At 62.7% G+C, this 24,050-nt stretch carries 21 protein-coding genes; 12 read left to right on the top strand and 9 right to left on the bottom strand.

Annotated features, from left to right (window positions below; genetic code table 11):
* The first annotated feature begins 137 nt into the window (after positions 1-137).
* The 4 genes from KHO23_RS22435 to KHO23_RS22420 all read left to right on the top strand — a co-directional run bounded on the left by KHO23_RS22435 (position 138) and on the right by KHO23_RS22420 (position 3,856).
* Positions 138-1,550 carry a cytochrome ubiquinol oxidase subunit I gene (locus tag KHO23_RS22435; RefSeq protein ID WP_211613423.1) on the top strand — a complete coding sequence of 471 codons (1,413 nt, stop codon included), beginning with the start codon at positions 138-140 and terminating at the stop codon, positions 1,548-1,550.
* A gap of 24 nt (positions 1,551-1,574) precedes the next feature.
* Entirely contained in the window at positions 1,575-2,579 is a 1,005-nt protein-coding gene (gene cydB, locus KHO23_RS22430) for a cytochrome d ubiquinol oxidase subunit II (RefSeq protein WP_211613422.1), read from the top strand.
* Positions 2,554-2,745, top strand: a complete 192-nt coding sequence (locus KHO23_RS22425; RefSeq protein WP_211613497.1) for a hypothetical protein — start codon at positions 2,554-2,556, stop codon at positions 2,743-2,745. Before cydB ends, KHO23_RS22425 begins: the two co-directional genes overlap by 26 nt.
* A gap of 340 nt (positions 2,746-3,085) precedes the next feature.
* Positions 3,086-3,856, top strand: coding sequence for a response regulator transcription factor (locus tag KHO23_RS22420; protein WP_211613421.1), 771 nt, complete (start codon positions 3,086-3,088; stop codon positions 3,854-3,856).
* A 45-nt stretch (positions 3,857-3,901) separates the two neighbouring features.
* On the opposite strand, the gene KHO23_RS22415 is transcribed toward KHO23_RS22420, so the two are convergent.
* Positions 3,902-5,686, bottom strand: coding sequence for an ATP-binding response regulator (locus tag KHO23_RS22415; RefSeq protein ID WP_211613420.1), 1,785 nt, complete (start codon positions 5,684-5,686; stop codon positions 3,902-3,904).
* A gap of 342 nt (positions 5,687-6,028) precedes the next feature.
* Here KHO23_RS22415 and KHO23_RS22410 point away from each other — a divergent pair, with 342 nt between their 5' ends.
* The 3 genes from KHO23_RS22410 to KHO23_RS22400 all read left to right on the top strand — a co-directional run bounded on the left by KHO23_RS22410 (position 6,029) and on the right by KHO23_RS22400 (position 11,346).
* A complete protein-coding gene (locus KHO23_RS22410; protein WP_211613419.1) occupies positions 6,029-6,820 on the top strand; it encodes a hypothetical protein in 792 nt (263 codons plus the stop codon).
* Between the two features lie 206 nt (positions 6,821-7,026).
* Positions 7,027-10,437: an alpha/beta fold hydrolase gene (locus tag KHO23_RS22405; RefSeq protein ID WP_211613418.1), complete on the top strand. Its 3,411-nt coding sequence runs from the start codon at positions 7,027-7,029 to the stop codon at positions 10,435-10,437.
* A gap of 168 nt (positions 10,438-10,605) precedes the next feature.
* Complete coding sequence (locus KHO23_RS22400) at positions 10,606-11,346, top strand: hypothetical protein (RefSeq protein WP_211613417.1); 741 nt, start codon at positions 10,606-10,608, stop codon at positions 11,344-11,346.
* 28 nt (positions 11,347-11,374) lie between these two features.
* Here the strand turns inward: KHO23_RS22400 and KHO23_RS22395 are convergent, their stop codons facing one another.
* Positions 11,375-12,883, bottom strand: coding sequence for an FAD-binding oxidoreductase (locus KHO23_RS22395; RefSeq protein ID WP_407946063.1), 1,509 nt, complete (start codon positions 12,881-12,883; stop codon positions 11,375-11,377).
* Positions 12,880-13,869 carry an isopenicillin N synthase family dioxygenase gene (locus KHO23_RS22390; RefSeq protein WP_211613416.1) on the bottom strand — a complete coding sequence of 330 codons (990 nt, stop codon included), beginning with the start codon at positions 13,867-13,869 and terminating at the stop codon, positions 12,880-12,882. Before KHO23_RS22390 ends, KHO23_RS22395 begins: the two co-directional genes overlap by 4 nt.
* 275 nt (positions 13,870-14,144) lie before the next feature.
* On the opposite strand from KHO23_RS22390, the gene KHO23_RS22385 reads away from it, so the two are divergent.
* From KHO23_RS22385 to hutC (KHO23_RS22365), 5 genes are read left to right on the top strand one after another with little or no spacing between them, the layout of a single operon-like run.
* Positions 14,145-14,972 (top strand): transporter substrate-binding domain-containing protein, encoded by an 828-nt coding sequence (locus KHO23_RS22385; protein WP_211613415.1) that lies wholly within the window; start codon positions 14,145-14,147, stop codon positions 14,970-14,972.
* A 27-nt stretch (positions 14,973-14,999) separates the two neighbouring features.
* On the top strand, positions 15,000-15,650 hold the full coding sequence (locus tag KHO23_RS22380; RefSeq protein WP_211613414.1) for an amino acid ABC transporter permease: 651 nt from the start codon (positions 15,000-15,002) through the stop codon (positions 15,648-15,650).
* 29 nt (positions 15,651-15,679) lie between these two features.
* A complete protein-coding gene (locus KHO23_RS22375; RefSeq protein ID WP_211613413.1) occupies positions 15,680-16,342 on the top strand; it encodes an amino acid ABC transporter permease in 663 nt (220 codons plus the stop codon).
* Positions 16,343-16,361: 19 nt separating this feature from the next.
* Complete coding sequence (locus KHO23_RS22370) at positions 16,362-17,231, top strand: amino acid ABC transporter ATP-binding protein (RefSeq protein WP_328821993.1); 870 nt, start codon at positions 16,362-16,364, stop codon at positions 17,229-17,231.
* Positions 17,228-17,977: a histidine utilization repressor gene (hutC, locus tag KHO23_RS22365; protein WP_211613412.1), complete on the top strand. Its 750-nt coding sequence runs from the start codon at positions 17,228-17,230 to the stop codon at positions 17,975-17,977. Before KHO23_RS22370 ends, hutC (KHO23_RS22365) begins: the two co-directional genes overlap by 4 nt.
* Before the next feature lie 37 nt (positions 17,978-18,014).
* Here hutC (KHO23_RS22365) and hutC (KHO23_RS22360) read toward each other — a convergent pair whose 3' ends face one another.
* The 6 genes from hutC (KHO23_RS22360) to KHO23_RS22335 form a co-directional block, all read right to left on the bottom strand.
* Positions 18,015-18,776: a histidine utilization repressor gene (gene hutC, locus KHO23_RS22360; protein ID WP_407946062.1), complete on the bottom strand. Its 762-nt coding sequence runs from the start codon at positions 18,774-18,776 to the stop codon at positions 18,015-18,017.
* A gap of 161 nt (positions 18,777-18,937) precedes the next feature.
* A complete protein-coding gene (locus KHO23_RS22355) occupies positions 18,938-20,581 on the bottom strand; it encodes an HAL/PAL/TAL family ammonia-lyase (protein ID WP_211613411.1) in 1,644 nt (547 codons plus the stop codon).
* Between the two features lie 54 nt (positions 20,582-20,635).
* Complete coding sequence (locus KHO23_RS22350; protein WP_028197383.1) at positions 20,636-21,427, bottom strand: ABC transporter ATP-binding protein; 792 nt, start codon at positions 21,425-21,427, stop codon at positions 20,636-20,638.
* A gap of 34 nt (positions 21,428-21,461) precedes the next feature.
* A complete protein-coding gene (locus KHO23_RS22345; protein ID WP_211613410.1) occupies positions 21,462-22,217 on the bottom strand; it encodes an ABC transporter permease in 756 nt (251 codons plus the stop codon).
* A gap of 15 nt (positions 22,218-22,232) precedes the next feature.
* Positions 22,233-22,955, bottom strand: coding sequence for an ABC transporter permease (locus KHO23_RS22340; protein ID WP_211613409.1), 723 nt, complete (start codon positions 22,953-22,955; stop codon positions 22,233-22,235).
* Between the two features lie 91 nt (positions 22,956-23,046).
* On the bottom strand, positions 23,047-23,871 hold the full coding sequence (locus KHO23_RS22335) for a transporter substrate-binding domain-containing protein (RefSeq protein ID WP_407946064.1): 825 nt from the start codon (positions 23,869-23,871) through the stop codon (positions 23,047-23,049).
* Positions 23,872-24,050 lie beyond the last annotated feature (179 nt).

The raw sequence follows: 24,050 nt of genomic DNA, 5'->3' as shown, positions 1-24,050 counted from the left end.
TGGTTTTTTGACGCACGTCGCATTGCAGCAAAATTTCCACTCATCCCCTACTCTTGCGTCATCTGCCCAGCGCAGTGCGCACCGACAACGGTCGACGCGCGTAGTCCGCCCCCACGGGCATCACGACCTTCACGCTCATGAACTCCGCTCTATCGGCATTCGATCTCGCCCGCATTCAGTTTGCGTTCACCGTCTCGTTTCACATTGTTTTTCCGGCGCTCAGCATCGGTCTCGCCAGCTTCATCGCCGTACTCGAATGGCGCTGGCTCAAAACCGGCAAGGCGTACTACAAAGATCTTTGCCTGTTCTGGTCGAAGATCTTCGCAGTGGCCTTCGGTATGGGCGTCGTGTCCGGCGTCGTGATGAGCTACCAGTTCGGCACCAACTGGTCGGGCTTCTCCAGTTTCGCCGGCCCGATCACCGGACCGCTGCTGATGTACGAGGTGATGACCGCGTTCTTCCTCGAAGCGGGCTTCCTCGGCATCATGCTGTTCGGCTGGCAGCGTGTGAGCCCGCGCGCCCACTTCGGCGCCACGCTGATGGTGGCGATCGGCACGCTGATCTCGACCTTCTGGATTCTCGCGTCCAATAGCTGGATGCAAACGCCGCAGGGCTTTGAAGTCGTGGATGGCCATGTCGTGCCGCTCGACTGGTTCAAGATCATTTTCAATCCGTCATTCCCGTACCGGCTCGCGCATATGGCGCTCGCGGCGTTCATCGTCGCGGGGCTGGTGGTGGCAGCAGTGGGCGCATGGCATCTGCTGCGCGGCCGGCGCGATCCGGCGGTCAAGAAGATGTTCTCGATGGCGCTGTGGCTGCTCCTGATCCTGACGCCGATTCAGGCATTCGTCGGCGATCAGCATGGTCTGAACACGCGCAAGTATCAGCCGGCCAAGATCGCCGCGATCGAAGGCCTGTGGGAAACCGAGAAAGGCGGCACCGCGCTGAATCTATTCGGCATTCCGGATATGCAGGCGGAGACCACGCGTTATGCCGTGTCGATTCCGCACCTCGGCAGCCTGATCCTCACGCATAGCTGGGACGGCGAGATTCGCGGCCTGAAGGAATTTCCGCCAGAAGACCGGCCGAACTCAACCGTCGTGTTCTGGAGCTTCCGCATCATGGCCGGGCTCGGCGTGCTGATGATCCTGATGTCGCTGGCGGCATGGGCGCTGCGTCGCCGCGAGCGCCTGTTCGAAGCGAAGTGGTTCCAGCGCGTTGCGGTCGCGATGGGCCCGACCGGCTTCATCACGCTGCTGGCGGGTTGGGTCACCACTGAGGCCGGCCGTCAGCCGTGGGTGGTGTACGGCGTGATGCGCACGTCACAAGCGGTGTCGCCGCTCACCACGCAGCAGGTCGGCATCTCGCTGATGGCGTTCGTGATCGTCTACTTCCTCGTGTTCGGCACCGGCATCTACTACATGCTCAAGCTGATGCGCTCGGGCCCGGCACTGCCGGGACACACACCGCACGGCGTGCCTGACCACACGCCGAATCAGACCGCGCGCCGCCCGCTGTCCGCCGCCGATCGCCTGATCGATGCCGCCTAACCTCTTCTGCCTGCGAGAAAGAAAATGGACGTAACCGTAGCGTGGGCCGCGATTATTGCGCTGGGCCTATTCATGTATGTGGTACTCGACGGCTTCGATCTGGGCATCGGCATCGTCTTCCCGTTCTTCCCCGATGAGAAAGAACGCGACCTGATGATGAACACCGTCGCGCCCGTGTGGGACGGCAACGAAACCTGGCTGGTGCTGGGTGGCGCCGCGCTGTTCGCGGTGTTTCCGGTGGTCTACTCAACCGTGCTGTCCGCACTGTATCTGCCGCTGATCTTCATGCTTGTGTGCCTGATTTTCCGCGGCGTGTCGTTCGAGATCCGCGCCAAGGCCAAGCGCACGAAACATCTGTGGGATCTGGCCTTCATCGGCGGCTCGGCGGGCGCGACCTTCTTTCAGGGCATCGTGCTGGGCGCGTTCCTGCAAGGCATTCCGGTGATCGACGGCGGCTATGCGGGCGACGCCTTCGGCTGGCTCACGCCGTTCAGTCTGCTAACCGGTCTCGGTCTGGTGATCACCTACGCGTTGCTCGGCTGCTGCTGGCTGGTCGCGAAGACCGAAGGCGATTTGCAACGCCGCCTGCATCGCGTAGTGTGGCCGCTGACGCTCGTGCTGCTCGGGTTCATCACGATGGTGAGTCTGTGGACGCCGCTGCAAGATCCGACCATCGCACAACGGTGGTTCCACGACAACCTGTTCTATCGTCTGCTGCCGGTGCCGTTCCTCGTAGCGATCTGCGCGTTCTTCATGCACCGCGCGGTGCGTGCGCGGCATCACAACACGCCGTTCGTGCTGGCGCTCATGCTGGTGCTGCTCGGTTATGCAGGGCTGCTGGTGAGCCTGTGGCCGTATGCGATTCCGTCGAGCCTGACGCTCTGGGAAGCCGCCGCGCCGCGCTCGAGCCAGATGTTCACGCTGGTCGGCGCAGCGGTGATTCTGCCGATTATCATCGCCTATACGACGATGGGTTATTGGGTATTTCGGGGCAAGGTGCGACATGGCGACCAACATCACTATCACTAAGGACGCGGGCACGAACGCCGCCTGCAAGATGCCTTCAACGCCGGCGCGCCGCCTGCCCGGCTGGCTGTGGTTCGTCGCGCTGTGGTGCTTCGGCGTGGCCTCGGCAATGTCGCTCGGTTTCGCGTTCAAGCTTCTGATGAATGCGACGTTATTTGCAGTCAAATGAATCACGCATTGGCGTGATTCGATCTGGCGCGCATAACCTTCGGATTCCTGCGTTGAAAGCTTCAAAATTGTGTCAGGCGGCTCGTCTACGTAGCAAGCCGGAACCTATGCGCGGGAGACCTGCCTTACGCATCATGCTGGTGCAGCAAACCAGCCGGCGATCATATAAATATGACTGACAATTATGCGGCGAACCGTAAGGCGCGCCGCGCCACCGATCGGCATATGATCGCGGGGAAGCCGGACATGACGCGAATCGAAAATAGAAGTAAAACGGGAAGTAATCTCAGCAGCACAGCGGCGGTAGTCCACAACGCGCAGGCCCGACTCGCGGAGACATCATGAAGTTTCTTGTGGCCGACGACCATGAACTGATCCGGCAAGGCGTCAAGGGGCTGTTGCGCGGCCTCGATCCCGACGCGCAATTCGACGAAGCCGATAGCTGGGAAACACTCGCTGCCGCCGCGCGGCCCGACGCCGACCACGATCTCGCGATCGTGGATCTGCATATGCCGGGCATGAGCGGGGCTTCGTCGCTGGAATTGCTGTTGAAGGCGAATCCCGCGCTGCCGGTCGTCGTACTCTCCGCTGAAGAATCGCCCGACGAAATGCGCGCGGTGCTGGCCGCCGGCGCGCTCGGCTTCGTGCCCAAGCGGCAGCCGGCCAGCGTCATGCTCAAGGCGATCGAACTGGTCCTGTCTGGCGGCGCCTATGTGCCGATGGAAGCGCTCAGCCTGCTGGGCGCGCGGGACACGCATGCGTCACCCGCGCGCGCCGACGCGGCGGCTGAGTTTGCCGCTGGAGGTGCCTCTCAGGGTGCGCCCCACGCCTCGACTCAAGGGGCCGCCGCGCTTACGGAGCCGATCGCGCAAATCCAGGCATTGCAGCCGCACCAGCAACATTTGCTGGAAAACCTGTCGCCAAGACAGCAGGACATCATGCGGCTCGTGCATCGCGGCTGGACCAATAAGATGATCGCGCGTGAACTGGGCGTCGCGGAAGGGACGGTCAAGGTCCATCTGTCGGTGATCTTCCGGGCGCTCGGCGTGCACAACCGCTCCACGGCGATCGCCGTGATCAACGGCTGGCTCGAAGCCGGGAGAACCCTGTAACAACGAGTCGAAGGGCGGCGCTCATGCCGCCCTTCATGCAATCCTTCACGCCGCCCGCCCTTTATCCAGCTCCGCCTGCTGCCACAGCATTTCCAGGGTACGCCGCAAGCGCGCCGGCGTGACCGGTTTGTGCAGCACCGGAATCCCTTGCAAGGCCAGCGCCGCCAGTTCCGCGGACGCCATATCGCCGGTGATCAGCAAGGTCACCACGCCCTCGTGCCCCGCCCGCGCAAGCACATTGCGCACGGCCGACAGCGCTTGCGCGCCGGTTCGGTGATTGGCCAACTGGTAGTCGCATAGCACGGCATCCGGCACGAAGCCGTCTTCCAGCGCGACGAGCGCGTCGACCTCGTCGCGCGCACCGTGCACGATACACCCCCAGCGTCCGAGCAGACTGGTGAGGCCTTCGAGAATCGACGGCTCGTCGTCGATGCAGAGCACGCGCCGGCCTTGCGCCGACAGCCCGCCCGCCACCGTCTCGTTCAAGCTCGCGACAATTCCGCCGGCCTCGCCCGCCTGCACGGGAAAGCGGAACACCGAGCCGCGCCCGGGCGCCGAGCGCAGTTGCAATTCGCCGCCGAGCATCTCGATCAGACGCTTCACCGTCGGCAAGCCCAAACCGTGCCCCTGGCGCGCGTCGCGCTGCGGATTGGCGACCTGATAGAACTCTTCGAAGATGTGCTCATGCTCCTCGGCCGGAATGCCGATACCGGAATCGCGCACCTCGATGTAGCCGCCCGAAGGACGCCCGGCGCGGCGATAGCCCACCCAGATCGCGCCTTCCTCGGTATAGCGCACCGCGTTCGAGAGCAGGTTGCTCAGCACGCGTTCGAGCAGCACCGGATCGTCATGCAGGATCACCGAGGACGGTGCGATCCGCAGCGCCAGACCCTTGGCCGCGGCTTGCGGACGGTACTGGCTGCCGACCCGCTCGAACAGTTCCGAAAGCCGGAAATGCAACCGGATCACCTGGGTCACGCCGCTTTCGAGCCTGGCGAGATCGAGCACCTGGTTGAACAACTGGTTCAACGCCTCGACGTTATAGACGATGTGCTGGGCCGTTTTCACATGCTGAACCGGCGTCGCCGCCGTGTCGTTGAGCGAAGCCGCCAGCAGCCCGATCGCGTGCAGCGGCTGGCGCAAATCGTGGCTCGCGGCGGCAAAAAAGCGCGTTTTGGCAAGGCTGGCCTCTTCGGCGACACGCTTTTGCGCCGCCAGCGATTCCGCCAGGTACTGCTGATCGACGCGCGCCTGCACGACCTGCTGGAAGAGCTTGCGGTAGCTCAGCGCATAGACGTTGATAGCGCAGAAGAAGAACGCGAGGACGATCGCGAGAATCGTGCGATCGAACGTGTGCGTGCCGAAATGCAGCACGATCGACGGAAACAGCAGAAACGGAATCGCGGTCGAAAAGTTCAGCAGATCGAAGCCGTTCGACATGAACACGCCGGCCGCCAGCGTGACGAGCATCACCGTGTGCAGCAGCGGCAAATCGGTTTGCGGACTCTGAAACGCGAACCACACCGCCAGTCCCGGCGCGCTATACAGCAGCACACCGCGCACCGCGTGCAGGTTGATCCAGCCGCGCGGCGTGACGAGATGCGGGTAGCGGCGGTTGCAGATCCAGAGCGCGAGGCCGCCGCAATTGGCCACCGCATAGAACCCGAAGCACGCCACGAACAGATGCGGCGACGGGACGTTCGGCCAGTAGATCGCCACCAGCACCGCGATCGAAAACCAGTGCGAGAAGAAGGCGATCGGATCTTGCGCGTAGAGCACGCGCACCAGGTCTTCGTCGATTGCACGCTGGATCGGGTCGGCCCGCGTCATGCGGTCTCCTTTGTCGGCAGGAGTTAGCGCTTTAGCGCTTACTCCTGCCCCATGCAAAGCTGTCGGCAGGAGTTAGCGCTTTAGCGCTTACTCCTGCCCCATGCAAAGCTGTCGGCTGGGGTTAGCGCTTTAGCACTTACTCCAGCCCCATGCAAAGCTGTCGACCGGATGGTTTACCCGGCAGTTTACCCATCAGCTACCACTTAATCCATATAGGCGAAACCGTCGCCGGAAACCATACTGGGTTCACATTCCAGCGCGGCTTAACAGTTCCAACACCCCCTTCTTCGCCTGCAGTCGAGGCTCCCCGCGCTCCTTGCCTTTCCCCTTATGGAGGTTTTCATGGGCGCAGTTCCGAGCCACGCGTTCGTCCGCAATCTCGACGATGCGATCCTGCCCGATCTGTGGCGCCGGCGTACCCGGTTGTCCGCCGACGAGATGGTGTCGATGGTCGATCTGGTCAAGCGGGCGCTGCGCACCTATCACCCGCTTGAATTGCAGGCGCTCGGCGAGGACAAGGAAGAACTGGTCGCGCAGTTCATCTACGCGAAAGTACTGCGCCTCGCGCCCGGCCACACGGAAACCCATGCCTGCGCCGATAGCGCGCCGTCCAATGGCTACGCATTGTGCGCGTATTTTCGCCGTTACCTGATCGACTGCCTGCGCAGCGCCGGCCATCAGCGCAATGTGTCGATGGAAAACGAGGGCATGGCGCAGGAAATCGACCTGCATGCGCAAGCGCTGGAAGACCCCGTGGAAAGCGTGTTGCTGCAATACGGCCTCGATGAACAACGCGTGCGGCTCGCGGCGCGCGCCTTTATCGACAGCCTCGACGAGCCGGAGCGCATCGTGCTGGCCGGCAGCCTCGGCTGGTGCTCGGAAGGGAAAGGCGGCCTGTCGGCAGTCGCAGCTCAGCATCGGGTGCCCTCGTATCACTATCGCGCCGTCAAACTTGGCGTCACCATGAAAAAGACGGCCGGCGCCGACGAATTTTCCAATACCAAGATCGGCCGCTGGCTGACCGACGAACTCGGCATCGAGATCGTCATCGACAATCGCGCGGCGATTCTGCTCGCGTTGAACCTGCTGGCCGCCGAATCGAGCGACAGCGAAATGAATGAAGTAGCCGCGTAATAGCGCACCGCACAGACCAGCGCGGGGTGACGGCGGTTTTTTCTTCCTTCCGGACGTCGAGCACACTCCACGCACGCGCCACGTACGATGCGCCTTTTTTTGTCATCGCGCACCGCCTACGATAAAAAAGCCGCAGCCGCACACCGTTTTCCTTCCGAAGTCCGGGTTCCCCTACCCGGCATCCCGTTCCTGACGAGGTGGTCCTGATGAACCGCTTATCGAGCGCCCTGACAGCAATGCAGCCGCATTACGACGTGGTGGTGGTGGGTTCGGGATATGGCGGCGCGATTGCCGCGAGCCGGATGGCGCGCGCCGGCAGAAGCGTGTGCGTGCTGGAACGCGGCCGCGAATTCATGGCCGGCGACTATCCGCGCACGCCGCTCGAAGGCGCCGCGCAGGTGCAATACAACACCGCCCTCGCGCAAATCGGCTCGCCGCTCGCGCTGCTCGAAGTACACGTGAATGAAGACGTGAATGCGGTGGTGGGCTGCGGACTGGGTGGCACGTCGCTGATCAACGCAAACGTCGCGCTCGAAGCCGAACCACGGTTGTGGGACGACGGCCGCTGGCCAGAGGCGCTCCGCGCCGACAAGGCGGGACGCGATAAGGGCTACGAACTGGCTCGCGCCATGCTGCAGCCGTCGCCGGTGTCCGGCGATTTCTTACAGTTACCGAAACTGCAGGCGCTCAAACAATCCGCGCAGGCGCTCGGGATGGAGGATCGCTTTTACCCGCCGCCGGTCACCGTCACCTTCGAGGACCGTATCAACGCTGCGGGCGTCGAGCAGAAAGCCTGCGTCGGTTGCGGCGATTGCAACTCGGGCTGCAATTACGATGCGAAAAATTCGACGCACATGAACTATCTGCCCGATGCGGTCGCGCACGGCGCCCATATTTTCACGGGCGCAGCGGTGCATTCCGTGTTGCGCGACGCAGCCACGCAGAAGTGGACCGTGGGCTTTCAGGAGGTAAGCCTCGGCCGCGAGAGCTATGACGCGCCTGATCTGTTCGCGAGCGCCGATATCGTGATCGTGTCGGCCGGCACGATCGGTTCCACCGCCCTGCTGTTGCGTTCGCGCAAGGTGGGACTCACCGTATCGGACATGCTCGGCAAACACTTCACCGGGAACGGCGACGTCCTCGCTTTCGCCTACAACACCGAGGAGCCGATCAACGGCGTCGGCTGGGGTGTGCACGAAAAGGGCGAGATCCCGCCGGTCGGGCCGACCATTACCGGCATCATCGACCACCGGAATACCCCGAACGTGAAAGACGGGTTCGTGATCGAAGAAGGCTCGCTCGCCGGGCCGGTAGGTGCCGCGATGGTCGCCCTGCTCGGCGGCGCCGCGCCGCTCGAAGGTGTCGACATTCCCGCGCCGCGCGCCGCTCACGAACCACTCGGTTACGACGCGCGCGTGATCGAGGGCCTCCTGCGCGGGCCCTATTACGGCGCCCTCAACCACACGCAAACCTACCTGGTCATGGCGCATGACGACGAAAGCGGCCAGATCAGCGTGAACGACGCAGGCAGGCCGCGCATCGACTGGCCGAACGCCGGCAAGCAGCCGATCTTCAGCACCGTCGAAGCAACGCTCGAGAAGGCGCAGGCGCCGCTCGGCGGCAAATACGTGCGCAACCCGATTTCGACCAGGATCCTCAAGAACCGCACCGTCACCGTGCATCCGCTCGGCGGCTGCGGGATGGGTGAGGACGCGGCGCGCGGCGTCGTCGATCATCAGGGCAGGGTTTTCAGCAGCACGACGGGAAATACGGTGCACGAAGGCCTGTATGTGATGGACGGCGCGGTCATGCCGATGTCGCTCGGCGTCAATCCGCTGCTGACGATTTCCGCGCTAGCGGAGCGCAATTGCGCGCTGCTCGCAAACGCGCGGGGCTGGAACATCGACTATCTGGCAAAGGGCACGGCCGCGACACCGCCGCCCCAACAGATCGGCCTGCGCTTCACCGAGACGATGATCGGCACGTATACGCCGGCCGTCGTGGGTGACGCCGCCAACAGTCCGATCGAATTCACGCTGACCGTGGAATCGGACGATCTGGCCAATATGCTAAGTAATCCGCAACATTTGGCCCACACCACCGGCACGCTGACTTGCCCCGCGCTCTCGGCGCAACCCATGACGATCACCGACGGCACTTTCAATCTGTTCGTGGTCGATGAATCGGACGTGGACGAGCGCAACATGAACTACCGCATGACGCTCAATACCACCGAAGGCAAGACGTACTATCTGAGCGGACAGAAGATCATCACGCGTACGTCGCCAATCAATCTGTGGGAACAGACCAACACGCTTTACGCTGAAATCCGCGCGTCGGCGCAGGCGGACACACCGGCAATCGGCAAAGCAACGCTGATCATCACGCCCGAGAATTTCCTCAAGCAGCAACGCACGCTTGAAGTCACCAACGCGCCCGATCTGACAACGCGCCTCGAATGGACCCTGAAGTTCGGCAAGTTTTTCGCGGGTGTGCTGTTCACCGAATACGGCGGCGTGGCCGCGCCCCTGCAGTTTTACGATCCGAAGGCGGCGCCGCGCCTGAAGCGCGCGCTGCGCGCGCCCGCGCCGCAAGTGGTCTTCTTCGACACGCCCGACGCAACCACCCTGCGACTCACGCGCTACGCCGGGCCGCCTGACAAACCGCTGCGTCCCGTCCTGCTGATCCATGGCTCTGGCGTGTCGAGCCGGATCTTCTCCACCGATCTGATCACGACCAACCTGGTGGAATTTCTCTGTGCGGCCGGCTACGACGTATGGCTCGTCGATCTGCGCGTCAGCATCGAAATGCCGAGCGTGCTGGTGCCGACAAACGTCGACAAGGTCGCTCGCGAAGACATTCCGGCTGCCGTCGCCAAAGTGCGAGCGTTGACCGGCGCGCCCGACATTCAGGTGCTGGGCCACTGCATGGGTGGATTGGCGTTGACCATGTCGCTGCTATCGGGCCTCGAGGGCGTGCGCTCGGCGGTCATCTCGCAGGTCTCCGCGCATCCGGTGCCGGGCACGCTGGAAAAGATCAAGTGCGGGCTGCACGTCCCGGACATCATGGCGCATCTCGGCGTGCTCGATCTGACCGCTTTTACGGAGCACCGGGCGTGGCCCCAGAACCTGCTCGACGAAGCGTTGCGGCTCTACCCGGTCAATCACAAACAGGGCTGCGGCAGCCCGATCTGCCACCGTGCGACTTTCCTTTACGGCCTGCTCTACGAACATGAAAAATTGAGCGAGACGCTTCACGCGAACCTCCAGGAATTGCTTGGCGTGCATGACGTCGAGGTATTCAGGCATCTGGCCGCCATGGTCCGCGCGGGCAAGGTTGTCGATGCCCAAGGCAAAGACGTCTACCTCACGGGTATGGGCGGCATGAAGGGTCTGGAAGGCATGCGTCTGCCGATTGGTTTTATCCACGGCGAAAAAAACGAAACCTACCTGCCACGGAGTACCGAGCTCACGTACGACATGCTGATCAACCGGTTTCCCGAGCAACCGTATGAGCGGCATCTGATTCCCGGCTACGGGCATATCGACTGTATCTTCGGAAAGGACGCGGTGGTGGATGTTTATCCGGTGATTGCAAGGTATCTGAACGCACATTGAGGCACGCTCGCCGGAACACTCTTTTACGTTCGATTCACAAAGGGGCTTAGAATCTGCCCGGCGGGATGACAACATAAACGAACGGTGCGAGTGATCGACATGCGGCAGATGAGTTTCGGTGAATGCGCCGGTAAAGCGTGGTTGGGTACGTGGCAAATCGTAACAACGATGCCGTTTTTCTTGCTGAGCTTCATGGCGGCACTGGCCTGCACGTTCGCCTTCCCCGATATTCTCGCGGCCGCAGCGGCACCACCGGATGCAGGCGTTCAAGAGGCGATGCGAGCCGCGCCAGGGTCGAGCGTGATGAATTTTGCGCGCGTGTTCATCGGCGCCCTGCTATCCGTCAAGATTCATCGCACGGTGTTGCTAGGTGAAGGAGAAAAACCCCTGTTTCCCGCCGAGCGCCGCGTGGTGCCGCGCTATGTCGGTCTTTATCTGCTGATCGGCGTAGCGACGCTGGTGTTTGCCATCGCCATCATGCTGACCGGAAAATTCGTCTTCAATCTGCCTGTTGCTTCGCCAGCCACACTCCTGCTTTCATTTGCCGTCGGCCTGTTCATCGCGGTACGGCTCAGTCTTCTGTTTCCCGCCTTGTCGCTCGGCAGCCGCTTTGCGTTGAAGGCCGCCTGGCGCGACAGTCGAAAGCACTTCTGGCAAATCGGCGGCATGATGTTCTTCGTGTCAGCGCCGCTGATGGTGATCGGCATTGCCGCCGCGCTCGCCTTGAAACCGCTCCTCGAAGGATTGCATCCGGTGCAGCAACTCATGCTCATCGCGGCGGGCCAGGCGTTTTTGAGCACGCTGTTCTCGGTGCTGAGTGCCGTCACGCTGTCGTGGCTTTACGCCCGTTTCGCCGGCGAACTGCGCACGCTCGTCAACGACCAGCCCGTTGGCGAGCTCGCATCCTGAACGGGCCGCGCACGCGCCGCCTCGCTGATTAGAACAGCTTGCCCGGATTCAGAATCCCGTGCGGGTCCAGAGCGTGTTTGATGGCCGCCATTGCGGCCAATTCAGCGGGCGAGCGCGAGATCGGCAAGAACTCGCGCTTGAGCAAGCCGATCCCATGTTCCGCCGACACCGATCCGTGCAAGGACCTCAGCATCTCGTAGACGAACGCATACACCGCATGGTGGTCGACACCCGGAATCGAATGACCGTCGACGGTGACATGAAGATTCGAATCGCCGATATGACCGAAGAAATACGACACATTGCCGGGCCACTGCTGATCGAGCGCCGCGCGGCAACGGTCGACGAAAGCGCCGATCTCGCCGATAGGCAAGCTGACGTCGAAGTTGATCGCATCCAGCCGCACCGGAAACTCGGCGGTGCATTCACGAATCGCCCATAACGCCCGCACGTCGGCCACCGATTGAGCGATCACCGCGTCGCGGATCACGGCTGAGTCGAGCGCTTCGGTTAGCGCGCAGGAGAAGCGTTCGCCGTCGTCGCTTGCGTCGAAGCTCGCGTGTTCGATCAATGCATAAAGCGGATGCGGGTCGGCGAACGGCGAGCGCGTGCCGGTCAGTTTCACGCCGAAATCGTAGAAATCCGGCCACATGATTTCGAACGCGCCGATGTCGTTGCCAAAGCGACTCGACAGGCGGCGCAGCAGATTCACGGCCGCGGCGTAACCGTCGAGTGCGACGAGCGCCGTATGGCGTGCCGCGCGCGGCGGATGGAGCCGCAGCACCGCGCGCGTAATCACGCCGAGCGTGCCTTCCGAACCGATGAACCAGTGTTTCAGGTCGTAGCCCGTATTGTTCTTGACCATCTTGCCGAGCGATGTCAGCACGTCGCCGTTGGCGAGCACGACTTCGAGGCCCAGCACCTGGTCGCGCGCGGTGCCTGACTGGATCACGCGATTGCCGCCCGCGTTAGTCGCCAGATTGCCGCCGATCTGGCACGAGCCGCGGGCGCCGAGATCGAGGGCGAGTTCGAAGCCGGCTTCGGCGGCGGCTTCCTGTGCGGTTTGCAAGGTCGTGCCGGCGCGAACGGTTAGCGTGGCCGAGGCGGCGTCGATTTCTTCAACGCCGGTGAGCCGTTCGAGCGACAAAGCAATATCGGTCGAGCGGGCAATCGCGCCGCCAGCGAGGCCGGTCATGCCGCCCTGCGGCACCACCGGTTGATGCGCCGCGTGGCAAATCGCCAGCGCGCGCGAGACTTCTTCCGTGCTGCGCGGCAAGAGCAGCGCGGCGGGACGCGTGGGATCGTGACGTGTCCAGTCGGTCATCGCATGTTCGCCGATCTGCTCGCCGATACGCACCGCGTCGTCACCGAGTGCGGCACGTAGCGCATCGAGTGTTGCCGGAAGCGGCGCGGTGCCGCGGGTTGCGTTGCTGCTTATGTTGCTGCTTATGTTGCTGCTTATGTCGCCGCCCGAGTTGCTGGTTGAGTTGCTGCCCGCGCTACTCGCCACGCCGCTTGCCAAACGGTTATCTGTCATACCGGAGTTCCTTGCGTGCCTTCAACGGCCGCTTTCTTCCGATAACCCATGGAATCGTTGATTCGCCCGAGGATGTAATCGCCCGCGGAGACCGGTTGGTACTTGAGGTCTGTATCGCTCGTTCCAAGCTCACGTGGATCGACCATCGCACCGTAAGTGGGATCATAAAACGTCGCGATCGAATAGCGCTCGCACCCCGATGCATTGATCACGCGATGCAACGTGGAACGGAAACGGTCATTGGTCCAGCGCGCCAGCAGATCGCCGACGTTCACCACGAAGCTCCCTTCGATCGGCGGTGCATCGACCCATGTATCGTTGGCGATCTCACGCACCTGCAAGCCGCCCACCTGGTCCTGCCACAGCAAGGTAATGCACCCGTAGTCGGTGTGCGGCGCGACGCCGAACTGATCCGCGTCCGACTGGGGTGGCTGCGGCGGATAGTAGACCATCTGCGTACGCTGCATCCGCTTCGTGTAGCGCGGCGTGAAGAAATGCTCGTCGACACCGAGACTCATTGCCACCGCCCGCAGCAAATCGGCGCCGCATGCCGCCACCGCTTCGTAGTAACCGTAAAGCGCGGGCCGCAATTCGGGCATGAAATCCGGCCAGTTATTCGGCCCACGCAGCGCCTGGCCCGCGCGCACGTCGGGATCGTCCTCCGGCAACTCGAGGCCGATGCTGAAGAACTCCTTGTAGTCGGGACGCTTGGCCTGATACATGGTGGCGTCGCCGAGCGCGTTGAAACCGCGATGCCTTTGATTGACCGCCACGCGCCGCTTCGTCTCGACAGGAAACGCAAAGAATGTGCGCGCGGCCTGTTCGGCGGTATCGATCACTGTTTGCGGCACGCCGTGATTGACGATGTAGAAGAAGCCGATTGTCATGCATGCTTCGCGGATTTCGTCCGCCACACGCGTCAAAGCCTGCGGGTCGCCCGCGCGAACGCCGGCAATATCAATGATCGGAATGCGGGTCACGGGCATTGCGCTGCTCCCTGAAAGGCGGGCCTATTCAACTGATTAAAGAGGTTTGCGAATCACTCGCGACAAACTCGTGCGTCCTCGTGCATCTTCGTTGTATATACCGCCAAAAGCGCCCCCGCAAGTTGCTTCACGGAGCTTCATATAAGGGCTTTTCTCTAGCCACGCGATTATTTATTTTGTGCTGAAACTGCGGTATATACTGCCTCGCATAACTCGCGCAAGGTCCGCTGACGAACCGCTTTCGCGCGACACCGCTTTGCCAACCGGAGAATCCCATGAGCATCCTTGCAGGCTGGAAGTGTCGTTTGGTCATGCTGGCGTTGTGCGCGGCAAGCGTCGCCGCCCACGCGGAGGACCAGCTCGCCAAAGTGAAGAAAGCCGGCGAACTGGTGGTCGGCACCGAGATGCAGTTCGCCCCCTTCGACTTCCTTGAGAACGGCCAGCAGGCGGGCTTCAATAAGGATCTGTTCGCCGAGGTCGGCAAGGAAATGGGCGTGAAGGTGCGCTTCATCGACTTGCCGTGGCCGAGCGTGCTGCCGGGTCTCGAAGCCGGCAAGTTCGATATGGTGGGCGGCCCGCTGACGGTCACCAAGGCGCGCATGGAACGCTACACGTACACCCTGCCGATCGCGGACGCTACCGACGCGTTGCTCAAGCGCGCCAACGACGCCTCCGTCAAGCAATCGTCGGATATCGCCGGCAAGACTGTCGGCGCGGGCAAAGGCTCGGCCCAGCTCGACCAGTTGAAGACCTACGTCGCCACCTTGCCGAAGCCGCCAGAAATCCGCGAATACGTGGACAACAATCAGGCCTACGCCGACCTCGCCGCCGGCCGCATCGCGGCGGTCGCGAACTCGATGACCAACATCGCATACGTCGCCAAGCAACGCCCCGAAACCTTCGCCGTCGTGCAGCCGCCGTTCGGCGCGAAAGTGTACTTTGCTTACTGCCTGCGTAAAGACGCGGATAGCAAGCCGCTCGCCGACGCCTTCAACGCGGCGCTCGTGAAAATGCACAACGACGGGCGTCTCGCGACCTTGCAGAAAAAGTGGTTCGGTGTTGCGATGGATGCGCCGACTACGATGCCGGCGCCGAACTATTGATGCATTAGTCTAGCGAGTGCGACGCTTATGTTCAGCACGACCGTCTTCGCCCAGGGTTTGCCGCTGCTGCTGCATGCGGCGCTCGCCACCGTCGGCATTTCGCTGACCGGTCTCCTGATCGGTTTCTTCGTCGCGATCGGCGTGTGTGCGGCACGCCTTTCGCCGAAGCGCGCCGCGCGCATGTTCGGCGGCGCTTACGTGTTCTTTTTTCGCGGCGTGCCCCTGCTGGTGCAACTGCTGCTGGTGTACTACCTGCTGCCGTTCGCCGGCATCAATGTATCGCCCATCGTCGCGGCGATCAGCGCCGTGTCGCTGTGTTCCGCTTCCTATATCGCCGAGATTCTGCGCGGCGGTTTCCTCAGCATTCCGCCGGGTCATATCGAAGCCGCGCGCATGCTCGGTCTTTCACCGTTCGATATGCTGCGGCGCATTCTGGTGCCGCAGGCGTTTCGCCTGACGCTGCCCTCGCTCGTCAATGAAATGGTGCTGCTGATCAAGGCTTCCTCGCTGATCTCGGTGGTGGGGGTGGCCGAGTTGACGCGCACCGCGCAGAACATCGCGGCCAGCACCTATCGGCCGCTCGAAGCCTACCTCGCCTGTGGGCTGATTTACTTTGTGATCTGCGGCAGCCTCGCGCTCGTTGCGCACGCCGCCGAATACCGTTTGCAGCACGCCTGACCGACCCTGAGCTTGAGATCGAATAAGCCATGCAAACGCTCGACCCCACCGTCATCACGCACAATCTGCAGCCGATTGCCGCCGGTCTCGCGACCACGCTCGGCACCTGGGCCGCGGGCGTGGCGATCGGCATCCTGATCGGCTTTCTGATCGCCGTGCTCCAGATCTTTTGCGGACGCTGGGTGCGTGGCGTATTGCGCTTCTATATCGAACTCTTTCGCGGCACGCCATTTCTGGTGCAACTGTTTTTGCTGTACTACGGCGGCCCTTCCATCGGCCTCACGCTCGAACCGATGACGGCCGGCGTGCTCGGCCTGGGCCTCTACGGCAGTGCGTATTTCGCGGAAGCATTCCGCTCCGGTTTTCAATCGGTACCGCCGGGTCATCTCGAAGCGGCCTCCTGTCTTGGGCTCACCCGCTGGCAAGCCGTCCTGCGTATTCAGGTCCCGCAAATGCTGGTGCTGATCGTGCCCGCGCTGACCAATCTGATTATCGTGCTGAGCAAGGAAACCGCGGTGCTGTCGATCGTCACCGTCCCAGAACTCACGTTCGTGCTGACCGGCATCGGTTCGGCCACCTTCGCTTTCGTCGAAACGCTGCTGGTGCTGTGCGTGTGCTATCTCGCGCTAGTTGAATTGACCTCGCGCTTGGGGCTGTGGGCCGAAACCCGCATCGCGCGCTTCATGGCATGAACGGAATCCGGACCCTCTTATGAACGCCATTGCCGATATGCCCTCCTCCGCGTCCACCGTTGCCTACGATACGCCGCGCGGCGCGCCGCTAATCGAAGTACGCGACCTGAAGAAACGCTTCGGCGAAGTCGATGTGCTGCGCGGCGTCGATCTCGAGATCGCCCGCTCCGAAGTGGTCTGCATCATCGGCCCGTCGGGCTCGGGCAAAAGCACGCTGTTGCGCTGCCTCGCCGCGCTCGAAACCTACGATCAGGGCGACGTGCGTATCGAAGGCGAACTGCTCGGCTACAGCGAGCGCAATGGAAAACGCGTACGAGCGACGCAAAGCGAGATCAACCGCGTGCGGCGCAACGTCGGCATGGTGTTTCAGCAATTCAATCTATGGCCGCACATGACGGCGCTCGGCAACGTGATGGAAGCCTTGCTGCGCGTGCGCCATCTATCGCGTGACGAAGCGCGCCGCCGCGCCCATGCGATGCTGGAAACAGTCGGCCTCGCGCATAAAGGCGAGGCCTACCCGTCGAAGCTCTCGGGCGGCCAGCAGCAGCGCGTCGCAATCGCCCGCGCGCTGGCGATGGAGCCGCACATCATGCTGTTCGACGAGCCGACCTCGGCGCTCGATCCCGAGCTGGTCGGCGAAGTGTTGCAAGTGATGAAGCAGCTTGCTCGCGACGGCATGACGATGGCCGTGGTTACGCACGAAATGGGTTTTGCCGCGCAGGTCGCCGACAAGGTCATGTTCATCGACCAGGGGCGCATCGCCGTCCAAGGCAAACCGCGCGAAGTCTTTCACGATGCCGGGCAGCCGCGCTTGCGGCAGTTCCTGCAAAACTACTTCGACCGCAATGCGTTCTGGGCGCGCGGTCCTGACGATGCAGAGCCGCAATGAAAACCGCGCACGTGACCACCGAGGCACCGGCCGCCCGCTACGAGCAGGTCAAAAACCACATCCGCCAGATCATCGAATCGGGCGGCCGGCAAGCGGGTGAGCGTCTGCCGTCCGAGCTGGAGCTGGTCGCGACGCTCGGCGTGTCGCGCATGACGGCGAACCGCGCGCTGCGCGAACTCGCCGACGAAGGGCTCGTCACCCGCGTGTCCGGCGTCGGCACCTTCGTCGCGCAAAGCAAGCCGCAATCCACGCTGCTGATGATCGCCCATATCGGCGACGAGATCCGCTCACGCGGTCACGAATACAGCTACGACACGGTCCTTTCGCAACGCGAAACCGCGCCGGTGACGGTGTCGAACGCGTTAGGGCTTGCGCCCGGCGCTTCCGTGTTTCATGTGATTTGCGTGCATCGGGAGAACGGTTTGCCGGTGCAGCTCGAAGACCGCTACGTCAATCCGGCAACCGCACCTGACTTTCTGAAGCAGGACTTCTCCACGACGAGGCCGTCCGAGTATCTGTTCGTGACCGTCCCGGCGCACGACGTCGAGCATGTCGTCGACGCGGGCCTGCCGACACGCGCCGAAGCCCAATTGCTGGAAATTGGCGCTGACGAAGCGTGCCTGACGCTGATGCGCCGCACGTGGACGAACGGCGTTTCGGTCACGTTCGCGCGTTTCGTGCATCCGGGCTCACGCTACCGGCTGGGTTGCCGGTTCACGCCGGATCTGTCGCAGCGCCAGGGCTAGCGGCACACATGCCGTGCCCTCGCGCGCGTCTTGCCGCTCACACGTTGCCGGCCAGATGAAAACGCGAGGCCGGATGCCACAACTGCACCGACGTCGCCACATCGTCGCCGACCCATGTGCGGCGCCATAACTGCAAGCAGGGCTCGCCGATATCCATTGTCAGATGCCGCCGCACATACGCGTCGGGCTTCTGCGCATAGATGCGAAACTCCGCGCGCTGGATCGGCGCGAGCCGCACCATGTAGTGATTCGGCGTCTCGACGGTGAAGTCCTGTTGCAGGTAGTCGGGGAACACCTTCGGATTGACGTAGCGGTCTTCGTACTGGATCGGCTCGCCCTCTTCGCTGTGCACGATGCACGAGTGAAACGCCGGGCCGCTGGTGAGGCCGAGCGCTTCGAGCGCGTGCGGATCGTCGCTGGGCTCGAGCGTCAGTACACGCGCTGAATGGCGATGGCCGCGCGCGGCGATTTCGTCGGCAATATTGCGGATTTCCAGCACCGTCGATTCGTAGCGCTGTGGCGCGACGAACGTGCCGGAACCTTGTACGCGCGTCAGCACGCGTTCCGTGGTGAGTTCACGCAATGCGCGCGAAACCGTCATGCGCGCGACGCCGAATTCCTTGACCAGCTCCGTTTCGGATGGAATCAGGCCGCCCGGCTTCCAGTCGCCCTCGCTGATGCGCCTGATCACGTAGCGCTTGATCTGCTCATAGGCGGGCATCGCCTTGGCGGGTGTCTCCTGGGTACGGCCAGGACGGTCCTGCGTGTCTACGATTTGCGCGTTTGTAATAGTGTTCACGTCGACCTCGTGGGTGGTACGCGGGTGGTGCACGGGTGATGCACGGTTCGTCCACATTCGTGCCGGCTCACCGGCGGGTAAGCCCGTTCACCGGCTCTGTCTCCATCAATACCGTTCCATCGATACGGTTCCATCAACTCGGGCCCTGCACCTGCGCCCGCTCAACTCGCGTGGGCAGCCGCCAGACCATCATTGGCCGCCGGGTCGGCGCCGAGCTTGCCCGCTGCGGCAACGCCCGTCATGCTCGCCAATGCGGCAGGACCCGCGCCGCTGACTGAAGCATCCGGCCCGGGCCGAATATTACCCGGGTTTGGCAACGGTGGCGGCATTCCGTCGGCGATCATGCGAAATGCGACCGTCATGTCGTCCGCGAGCGGCCGGTCGTCGCGATAGGTCGGCACGACGCGGCGCACGCTTTGCCAGAGTGCGTCAGTGTGCGGCGCGCGCGGTGCGTCGATGCTTTGCAGGTCGTAAGCCTGTGTCGCCGCCAGCAGTTCGATCGCGAGGATACGCCCGGCGTTGTCGACGATCTCCAGCGCTTTCAGCGCGGCGGGCGTGGCATGGCACAGGTGGTCCTCCTGGAGCCCGGACGTGATGCCGCCGTCGAGACTCGCGGGCATCGCGAGTCGCCGGTTCTGCGCGACCAGCGAAGCCGCCGTGTACTGCGAGATCATGAAACCGGAACACGTACCGCCCGGCTCCGCGAGAAACGCCGGCAAACCGCTCACGAGCGGATTGACGAGGCGATCGAGGCGCCGCTCGGCCATTGCCGCGACCTGCGCGATGGCGGTGGCGAGGCTATCCATCGCGAGGGCGATCGACGCTCCTACCGCGTGCGCCTGCGAATAGACGCGTGGGTCCTCCGGCGTGCCGGCGACGATCGGGTTGTCGGTAATCGATGCGAGTTCGCGATTGAGCACTTCCGCGGTCGCGGCCAGCACGTCCCGCGCGGCGCCGTGCACGTGCGGAATGGTCCGCAAGCTCAACGGGTCTTGCGTGCGCTGGCCAGCCACCGCAGCGAGAATCCCGCTGCCGGCAAGCGCCGCGCGCATCCGGTCGCCGACCAGGCTCAGACCGGGCGAGATGCGCAACGCCAGCGATTCGGCATCGAACGCGGCGAGCTGGCCGCGCAGATTCTCGAAACTCATTGCCGCAACCATGTCGCTCCAGTCGAGCAGGCGCTCGGCGCGTGCCAATGCCAACGCCGCGAGACCTGTCACGCACGGCGTGCCGTTGACGAGGCTCAGACCTTCCTTGGCCTGGAGCACCAGCGGTTCGAGCCCGAGCATCTGCAACGCGTCGCGCCCTTTGAGCCGTTCGCCGCGATAGCGCACATAGCCTTCGCCGATACATACGAGCGCGATATGCGCCATATGGCTCAGATATCCGACCGAGCCGAACGCCGGCACCTCAGGCAGGCAATCGGCGTTGATCAACGCGACGAGCCGGTCAGCGACTTCGAGGCGAATCCCCGAAAGTCCGTGTGCATAATTGTTGACGGCCGCCACCATGATCGCGCGCGTTTCAGCACTCCCGAGCGGCACACCGACACCGACTGCGTGGCTCATCAGAATGTTGCGCGACAGCGTGTGCTGTTCGGAAGGCGAGACGATCACATCGCACAATGCACCGACGCCGGTATTCACACCATACGCGCGAATGCCGCGCGCGACGATCTGCTCGACCAGCTCGCGCGACGCGGCGATCCGTGCGCGCGCATCGGCGGAAAGCTCAAGCGGCTCGCCGGCGGCAACCGCCGCGACCTGCTGCCAGTTGAGAGAACGATCGGAACGGATGACGGTCATGATAGTGCTCAGCCCGGTGAAATGACGAAGTGGCGACCCGCAATTACGGATCGATTAGTTAGTCGTGCGATCCTGGTGGCTCGATACGAATTGGCGAAAGCGATCCGACTTGCATTCGACGAACACTTCGTCTGGTGTACCGTCGGCTTCGACCTGACCTTGATGCAGAAACATCACGCGATTCGACACATGACGCGCGAAGCCCATTTCATGGGTGACGACCAGCATCGTGCGACCTTCTTCGGCGAGCGAGCGCATCACGCGCAGCACTTCGCCGACCAGCTCAGGGTCGAGCGCCGAAGTCGGTTCGTCGAACAGCATCACCTTCGGGTGCATCGCCAACGCGCGTGCGATCGCCACACGCTGCTGCTGACCACCGGACAAATGGGCCGGATAGTGACCGCGTTTTTCCGCGAGACCGACTTTCGCGAGCAGCGCTTCCGCTTCTTCAACCGATTCGGCGCGGCTGCGCTTCTGTACGCGCATCGGCCCTTCGATCAGATTCTCCAGCACGGTCATATGCGACCACAAATTGAAGTTCTGAAACACCATGCCGAGTTGCGAGCGCACGCGGTCCACCTGGCGGCGGTCGCTCGGTTGCAGCTTGCCGTCGCCGCGACGCTTCATTTTCAGCTCTTCGCCACCGAGCGCCACTGAGCCGTCATCCGGCGTTTCGAGCAGATTCAGGCAGCGCAGGAAAGTGCTCTTGCCGGAGCCGCTCGCGCCGAGAATCGAAATCACGTCGCCTTGATGGGCGTCGAGCGAAATGCCTTTGAGCACGTGGTGGTCGCCGAACGACTTATGAATGTTCTTGACCGACAGTGCAACAGGTGCCGTAGCGTTCATGGAATTCTCCAGATTCTGCAAATGGTGCAATCGTTCAGTGCGCGGCGCGGCGGGCTTCGGTCGTGGTTGAAACCGGCCGCTTCGGCGAGCTTTGCGCGGGCGCCGCACGCAGATGGCGCGATAGACGCGTCTCGAGGAAGCCGAGCAAACGCACGATGACGAAATTCAGGAACAGATAGATCAACGCGGCGCAGATGAATACTTCAGTGGTGCGATACGTTTGCTGAATGATCTGCTGTGCGACGCCGGTCACTTCCCACACGGTGACAAGACTCGCGAGCGCGGTGGATTTGACGAGCAGCACGGCCTCAGTCGAGTAGGCGGGCAAACACTGGCGCAACGCAATCGGACCGATCACGCGGCGCAGCAGCGCGAAACCCGACAGGCCGATCGAATAGCCCGCTTCGATCTGGCCGACCGGCACAGCCATCAAACCGCCGCGGATAATCTCGGCGGTATATCCGGCGGTGCACAACGCCAGGGATAAAACCGCGCACATGTACGGCTCGCGCAACACCGGCCACAGGAAGCTCTCGCGAATCACGCCGAACTGGCCCATGCCGTAGTAGACGAGGAACATCTGGATCAGCAGCGGCGAGCCGCGGAACACGAGGATATAAGCACGGGCGAAGCGATTCGGCAGCCAGTGCGGCGACACGCGCATCGTGACGATCACGAGGGACAGCAGGCCGCCCAGAATCAACGAGCAGAAGAACAGCCCGAGCGTGGTTGGCACGGCCGCGATCAGTTGCCGCAGCGTGTCGAGCAGAAAATCGAAGTCGAAATGCATGATGTCCGGTCCTCGTCAGTTGCGCGCGAAGTTGCGCTTGAAGGATCGGCCCACGCGCGCTTCGGCGCGGTTGAAGATCCGGTTCGAGATGCTGGTCATCACAAGATACAGCGCGCCGCCCACCACGAAGAACGTGAAGTACTGATGCGTCGAACCTGCAGCCACCTGGCTGGCGCGCAGCAGTTCGGCCAGTCCTGTGACGGAAATCAGCGCCGAGTCTTTCAGGCTCAATTGCCAGACGTTGCCGATGCCAGGCAACGCGAAACGCAATACTTGCGGAATCAGAATGCGGCGCGCCATGGTCATGGTGGGCATGCCGATCGATCGCGCCGCTTCGAGTTCGCCGCGCGAAACCGCGAGCACCGCCGAGCGATACACCTCGGCCTGATACGCGCCGGAAATCATCCCGACCGCGAGCGCGCCGACCACGAACGGCGGCACGCCGACAAAGCCTTCCGCGCCGAACCATTGACCGATCGTGGTCACGAGCGTCGAGCCGCCGAAATAGAACAGATAGATGACGAGCAGTTCAGGCACGCCGCGAAACACGGTGGTGTACACATCGCCGATCACGCGCAGCGTGCGAAATCGCGACAGCTTGGCCGCCGCGACCAGCGCGCCGAACACCGCGCCGACTGCGAGCGCGGCCAGCGTGAGCACGACCGTCATCAATGCCGCGAGCAGCAACACGCCGCCCCAGCCTTCCGGCCCGAAGCCGAGCATCTCTATCAGAGCCATTCCCTATCCCTCATCCATGACGGCGGATCGAACCGCCGGCCTGCGCGGCGTGACGCCGCGCGGGGCCGTTACAACTGAACGCTCAGGCGAATCAAGGCGTGACGTCGGTGTTGAACCACTTGGTGGAGAGTTTCCTGACGGTGCCATCGGCAATCGCGGCACTCAGCGCGGTATCGAACTTCGCTTTCAGGTCCGCGTCCTGTTTGCGGAATGCGATGCCTTCACCCGGACCCCAGATCGGGCCGCCAATCTTCGGACCGGCCAGGAACACCGACGTGGCATTTTTCTTGTCGATGTTGGCGGCGTAGTAGGTCACGTCGTCGAACGAGGCGTCGATACGGCCGTTAGCCAGATCGAGGTCACGCTCAGGCGAAGTTTTGTAGACGCGGATCGTGGCAACGTCCTTGAAGCTGTCGTTGATGAATTTCGTGTAGACCGTGCCCGACTGAATGCCGATGGTCTTGCCCTTCAACTGTTTGCGCAACGCGTCGACGGTGGGCTGATCGGTTTTCGGATCGCCCGACAGCTTGACGACGGCCGCGGTCGGCACGGCCTTGGGCAGCACCTTCACGTCAGTCACGGCGAACGTGGCCGGCGTGGCGGCGTACGGCTTCGAGAACGCGATGATTTTTTCGCGTTCCGGCGTGATCGAAATCGCGTCCATCAGCACGTCGAACTTGCCCGCTTGCAGACCGGGGATCATGCCGTCCCAGTCTTGTGCAACCAGGTTGCACTGCAGCTTGATGCGCTCGCACAGATTGGCGACCAGCTCAGGTTCGAAGCCGCCCAGCTTGCCGCCCGGCAAGGTCAGGTTCCACGGTGCGTAACCGCCTTCCAGCGCGATCGTCACCGACTTCCAGTCTTTAGCCTGCACCGGTGCCGCGAAAATTGTCGCGGCGCCGAGAACGGCGCCCATCAATGCTTTTGCTAACGTCGTGCGCTTCACTTTCACGTCGAAACTCCTTGGATTGAGGAAACCGTCGAGGCGGGTTGTTTAACTGCTGCTGAATTTGTATAGACAAGTCTGCATCAGTCAAAAAGCCCCCGCAAGAGGATTTGTTCAAAATCGCGGGAATCATCGGGTAAGCCCCTATA

The organism is Paraburkholderia haematera, from assembly GCF_905220975.1.
GTDB lineage: Bacteria > Pseudomonadota > Gammaproteobacteria > Burkholderiales > Burkholderiaceae > Paraburkholderia > Paraburkholderia haematera.
The sequence above is the reverse complement of the archived record's forward strand: the minus strand, read 5'-3'. Positions and strand labels throughout refer to the sequence as shown.